The organism is Oceanispirochaeta sp. (genome assembly GCF_027859075.1).
GTDB lineage: Bacteria > Spirochaetota > Spirochaetia > DSM-2461 > DSM-2461 > Oceanispirochaeta.
The window spans coordinates 1-5,648 of the sequence record NZ_JAQIBL010000206.1; the positions used below are offsets into that span (position 1 = coordinate 1).

Here is a 5,648-nt window from a genome sequence, read left to right on the forward strand (position 1 = left end):
CATATACTGTAATAATGAGACGACAGAAAATAAGCGATAATTAGAAATGGTTCCAGGATTATGCCATTCAGGATTATTCCTGCTATCCGGGATATAAGGTTTTATTGCTAGGATTCTGTTATATAATCGACCATGATGGGCACACAGATTTCTTATATAGTTCAATGTCATTATCCAGCTACTCAATACTGGTGCTTTTATATTATACCGAGATGCTATTTGCTTTTTATCTTTAGATTCCAATCCTCTAAAAAAGGTGAAGATATTCCCAAAGGACATGATATCCGTAACCCGGAATACAGGTAAATAATCATGCTGATCCCCATGATCCCGAAAAAAGGCGATAACAAAAGGTTCCTTACTTCTATCGGTTTCTGCTCTTATTTTATCTAAAAAATCCTGATGCCATTGAGTGCTCAAATTGGGTAAGTTTTGCTGAGACAAAAACCCAAATGGGCCATATTTATGGGAATGAAGATAGGCTACATCTGTTTTAAGAGCAGTTTCCACTCTTTCAATACCATCCATGATAGATAAACGAAGCTGTCGATCAAAAATATATGTTCCCCATATTTGCTCCAGAGAACTATCACTTTTAAATTGACCGGAAGAATCTTTATATGGATAACAATACTCTTGAAAACGGTAGTAGCTTACAGATTTCAAAATAGAGACTAATGCTGATTTGTTTCCATTTAATCCACGTTTGATGAGTAAATCAGCCTGATCTGAAAAACTTAAGGCAGGTGAGGTATATTTCATAGATACCCCATAAAAGAAAAAACCTGCCAAATTTGAGCATGCTTTCGCAGAGGCTTGGCAGGTATGCTAATGAAAATATAGTTCCTAAATGATCCATTGTCAATGGATTCACAATGAATATAAAATAAACCCGCCCAGGTTGCGCATGTAAAACAGAGGCGTGGCAGGTGTGTTAATTTAATTTTATAGTAATGTATCTCATTTAGCAAGAGAGTATATAAAAACATCATCTTATCTTCCCCTCTTTCCATCATTCTCCAAGTCCCAATTGTTTCAGGTTATCACAAATAATTGTATCAAGCTCAGCTGACTCTTTCATCTGCTTGTACAAAGTACTGGAAAGCTCATTCATCTTCTCTTCAAAGGGAATCCCGTCATCTTCAATATCAGCAGCCCCAACATATCGCCCCGGAGTCAACACATAATGATGAGACTTAATCTCCTCCAGATCGGCGGACTTGCAGAACCCGGGAATATCTTCATATATGAAACCCTCACCTCCGCCTCTCCCAGAGGGAGAGGGACTGCTGCGCCATGAATGGTAGGTCTTGGCAATCTCCGCAATATCATCATCAGAAAACTCTTTATGAGTTCGATCAACCAAAGCCCCTTTCTGCTGGCAATATCATCCTGTTTGGCATGTTGTTTGATAAAAGACCAGCGGGATTCTTCCGGCAGATAAAAGACATTTTTCATGGTGTAAAACTCTACCATATCGATGTATTTTTCTTTGCCTTCGGCGACCAGCACAATTTTACGCTCTTCAAACTTATCACTGATGAATTTCAGGAAGATAAGGCTTAACACGACGTGTTTGTATTCTGAGGATTCTACGCTTCCTCGGAGTTTGTTGGCAGTGTCCCAGAGGGATTTTTCGAAGTTGTTGTTATTATTGTCCGTTTGTCTTGCCATTCTTATTCCTTGCTTTATTATTCAATCATCCCTATTTTCTCTTTCTAAAACCACAGCACTGATAATGTTGCTCTCATTTTCACCAGCATCTGATACAGAGTGCACCCAGACAGTCCCGGAGTGAGGTGAAGCATGATCTATGGATTATTCTGAGACCTCGAAACGCTCCCACTGACTCGGATATTATGGTCAATTTCCAGAATACGTTCCAGTTCGTTTTAGCCTATTCTTCTACTTATATATTTCATAGTACTGCAAAAAAATGAATCGTAAAGCACTTTCTCCAATCATAAACACAATTTTATGATATTTCAAAAACTTAATGGTTGATCTCTCTCTGCGTTAGGGACTGAAAGGGCGCCGAAGGCGGTTACTGAATGAGTCGTACCAGAGGCTTGCCGAGGAACGAATCATTAAGGAACGAAACCCCTGCAAGGCCCGCCCCCCGTCAGGGGGAACGCCCGAAACACAATTGAGACGAGATTGACCCTGCCTGAGAAACAGGAGGTCTCTGGCCTTTGAAGGACTGTTTCTGACAATGATTCAAGGAAGTAAAAACTCCAGCAAAACCTGGATAAGACAGGAACAATTAGTTTATTATAAGAATATGAAAATCATAAATCGGGTTATTAAAAAATTAAATTATGCCTTCAAGGGTTTGCGCATTGCGGCAATAACGGATAACAGTTTTAAGATTCACTTTGTATTTGCCCTGCCCATCGTGATCTCCGGTTTTTTTCTTGAATTCAATCAGTTTGAATGGGTCACCATTTCAATTTCTATAGGCATAGTTCTGATCTCGGAACTGTTCAATACGGCCATAGAGTATATTGTTAAGATGTTCACCTGTGAGTACCACGAACTGGCGGAAAAACTTCTGGATATCAGCGCGGGTGCGGTGTTGATGTCTTCCATTTTAGCAGTGGTACTGGCCCTCTTAATCTACATTCCCCATTTTCGATAGAAGCAGATTCCTCCGGATGATTATCCCTTAATTTCCCTGTTGTATATCACCGGCATCTGTCCTTTCCATTTGTTCCACAGCTCCTCATTCACGATCAGGCTGGACATGAAATGGGCTACATTGATGCGGCTGGTCTTACCCGGATCAAAGATGGGGTTTCTCGTGGGAGAGGGATACACATCGTATTCGCTCACCTGGTCCTGGTCTATCAGGGTGTCCGGCCGGACGGCCGTCCACTCAAGGGCGGATTGTGTCCTGAGGTAATCTGCGGACAGTTCATGATCCTTCATGGGGGGAACCAGGAGGCGGATAAGAGCGATAACGAATCTCCCACCGAGGGAGAATTTCTCATTGATGCCCCGATTTCTGTTTCCTGTGGTGTTCATCAGAACAAACTTGGTATGCATTTCAGACTGATTTTTCCGGATGGCCTCGCAGAGATTCCGGACGGCTTGGGTGACCAGAAGGTGAGGCTGACCGAAGATGCCCTTCAGGGTGATGTTGTGTCCCAGGCAGGACGCTACGGCATCGCATCCTTTCACATGCCCGGCTAGTTCTGCCTCATTCAGATCGAGAATGCTCGCTGTGATGATTGTCAGATGATCTTTTAAACGGGGTACCTTTGGTAAATTATCAACAGAACGCACGATCACTTTAACATCATGTCCGTCATTGAGGAGCTGCTCCACCAGCAAGCGGCCCGTGGCTCCGGTGGCACCGGCAACAAGTACTTTCATATTCTATTCCCATCCTTCTAATTACTAAATGTTTCTGAAATTATAGTACATTTTTTTATAGTCAGGGCCACAAATACCAGAGGTAGACTCCATAAATGCCCAGAAGGAGGAATCCTTCGGCCCGGACGATTCTGATCCCTGTTTTCATCAGGGGCAGGAGGAAGACGGCGGTTCCCAGCATGAATCCCATAACAACCTTATCGACACCAGCTGTATGAAGAGGTTGAATGACACCGGTGAGTCCGAGGATGCACAATATGTTGAATATATTAGACCCGATAATATTTCCTATGGCGATATCTTCCTCTCCCTTTAGGGCTGCCACAATGGATGTAGCTAGCTCAGGCAGGCTGGTGCCGGCGGCAACAATGGTCAGGCCTATGACCCCTTCGGGAACGGAGAGTACCTTTGCCAGATCAATAGATCCGCTGACAAAAAAACGGGCTCCTGCCATGAGGAATCCCAGACCCAGAAAAACAAGGGAAATATCTATGGCCACAGCCTTCTGGGGTTTTGTTTCCCCTCGGGAGTTGCTTACACTTTGAGTGAGGGGGGCATTCTTTTTGCTCAGAAAGACGGTGAGAAAGGTATAAAAGAGAACGGAGAGAAACAGAAAGAGTCCCTCAATCCTTCCAATACTGTTATCCCTCAGCAGTATCCAAAGTAGGAGGGTGGCCAGAGCCATAAGGGGTACATCGATGCGAAGAACCTGAAGATTCACCCTGAGAGGACGAAACAGGGCCGATAGTCCGAGGATCACGGCAATATTGAATATATTGGAACCAACCACATTCGTGATAGCCAGGTCGGGCAGACCGGTAAGAGCGGAACGAAGGCTGACCAGGAGTTCAGGAGTACTGGTACCGAAGGCGACGATGGTCAATCCGACAATGAGAGAGGACACTCCTGAGCGCAAAGCGATGGCAGAACTGCCTTTGACCAGCCAGTTCGCTCCTAAGTAAAGCAGGATAATCCCGGAAAGAATTGACGCCCCAATTATCATGAGTGAATCCTTAAGAAGGTTATTGGTTCTGAACCATATTATACACGATCAAGGATCTCACGCACTTTCTCTTCCAGGTCTTTCATTCTGAAGGGTTTCTGTATAAAATTATTGCATCTCTCTAAGACGCCCTGATTTGTGATTAGATCGGCAGTATAACCCGACATAAACAGGCATTTCAGATCCGGGTAGAGCTTCAGGAGTTCTGCCGAAAGATCCCTGCCGTTCATTTCGGGCATTATAACATCTGTGATAAGCAATTCTATCTCCCTTGAATTCTCCCCGGCCAGGCGGAATGCTTCCTCGGGATGACCCGCGGCAAGCACTGTATACCCCAGGCTTTCCAGTATCAAGGTGGTCATTTGCAAAATGGCAGGTTCATCTTCAACAAGCAGAATTGTCTCACTGGCATTAGCAGTTTCATTGGACAGTGTCTTTTCAATCTCTTGTGCTGTCCTTTCCGGCTGGGCAGTATCGTGACTCTGATCAATTGTTCTTCCATACCGGGGAAGGTATATTTTAATGACTGTTCCAGAACCTTTTTCGCTGAATAAATTTATATGGCCGCCGTTCTGCTTTATTATTCCATGAACCATGGACAGTCCGAGGCCTGTGCCCGTTCCCATCTCCTTGGTTGTATAAAAGGGTTCAAAGGCGTTTGATAGAGTATCCTCATCCATCCCGCTGCCTGTGTCACTCACAGTTAACAACACATACTCTACAGGACTTGATCCCGGATGGCTGTGTTTGTTCCTGTCATCCAGGATCAAGGTTTCCGTTTCTATTGTGATCGTACCAATGTCGGCAATGGCGTCCTGAGCATTAAGGCAGAGGTTTGCCAGTATCTGACCGATCTGTGATGGATCGATAAATACGAAGGGTGAGTCCTGTCCGGGAAGCCAGGACAGGGTTATATTTTCGGTGAAAAGCCGGGTAAGCATGGAGATAGTGGATTCTACCGACTTATTCAGATCAATGACCTGCGGGGAGACGGGCTGTTCACGGGCAAAGGCGAGAAGCTGCTTTGTCAGTTCGGCAGATCGGGTAGCGGCTATTTTGATTTCCTCCAGAAATCCCTGTTTCTGTTGATTGAGGTCTCCACTGTTCTGCATCATTTCCGTATGCCCCAGGATAATACCCATCATGTTGTTAAAATCATGAGCGATTCCACCGGCAAGGCGACCGATTGATTCCATTTTTTGAGCCTGCAACAGCTGCTGATGCAGTTTTTTCTGCTCTTTATCAAACTGGGCACTGAATCTGGACTTGC

Annotated in this window: 6 protein-coding genes and 1 pseudogene; 1 reads left to right on the forward strand and 6 read right to left on the reverse strand. The window is 44.5% G+C overall.

The window, feature by feature from the left end; genetic code table 11:
* The 3 genes and pseudogenes from PF479_RS11515 to PF479_RS20805 all read right to left on the reverse strand — a co-directional run.
* Nucleotides 1-762 (reverse strand): Abi family protein (locus PF479_RS11515; protein ID WP_298006547.1); only part of this gene is annotated, 762 nt, incomplete at its 3' end.
* 250 nt (nucleotides 763-1,012) lie between these two features.
* A complete protein-coding gene (locus PF479_RS20800) occupies nucleotides 1,013-1,366 on the reverse strand; it encodes an N-6 DNA methylase (RefSeq protein WP_367277231.1) in 354 nt (117 codons plus the stop codon).
* 29 nt (nucleotides 1,367-1,395) lie between these two features.
* Nucleotides 1,396-1,674 (reverse strand): annotated as a pseudogene (locus PF479_RS20805) (type I restriction-modification system subunit M N-terminal domain-containing protein); the annotation flags it as partial.
* A 607-nt stretch (nucleotides 1,675-2,281) separates the two neighbouring features.
* Between PF479_RS20805 and PF479_RS11525 the strand changes: the two are divergent.
* Nucleotides 2,282-2,638: a diacylglycerol kinase gene (locus tag PF479_RS11525; protein ID WP_298006553.1), complete on the forward strand. Its 357-nt coding sequence runs from the start codon at nucleotides 2,282-2,284 to the stop codon at nucleotides 2,636-2,638.
* 20 nt (nucleotides 2,639-2,658) lie between these two features.
* Here PF479_RS11525 and PF479_RS11530 read toward each other — a convergent pair whose 3' ends face one another.
* The 3 genes from PF479_RS11530 to PF479_RS11540 all read right to left on the reverse strand — a co-directional run.
* On the reverse strand, nucleotides 2,659-3,375 hold the full coding sequence (locus tag PF479_RS11530; protein ID WP_298006555.1) for an NAD(P)-dependent oxidoreductase: 717 nt from the start codon (nucleotides 3,373-3,375) through the stop codon (nucleotides 2,659-2,661).
* Nucleotides 3,376-3,436: 61 nt separating this feature from the next.
* The gene (locus PF479_RS11535) at nucleotides 3,437-4,378 is read right to left on the reverse strand and encodes a calcium/sodium antiporter (RefSeq protein ID WP_298006558.1); all 942 of its coding nucleotides are present in this window, start codon (nucleotides 4,376-4,378) and stop codon (nucleotides 3,437-3,439) included.
* A gap of 38 nt (nucleotides 4,379-4,416) precedes the next feature.
* A partial coding sequence (locus PF479_RS11540) for an ATP-binding protein (RefSeq protein ID WP_298006561.1) occupies nucleotides 4,417-5,648 on the reverse strand: 1,232 nt, incomplete at its 5' end.

Bases quoted from the DNA above. Each gene is read 5' to 3' on its own strand.
- PF479_RS11525 (WP_298006553.1), top strand. From the start codon at position 2,282: ATGAAAATCATAAATCGGGTTATTAAAAAATTAAATTATGCCTTCAAG.
- PF479_RS11530 (WP_298006555.1), bottom strand. From the start codon at position 3,375: ATGAAAGTACTTGTTGCCGGTGCCACCGGAGCCACGGGCCGCTTGCTG.
- PF479_RS11535 (WP_298006558.1), bottom strand. From the start codon at position 4,378: ATGATAATTGGGGCGTCAATTCTTTCCGGGATTATCCTGCTTTACTTA.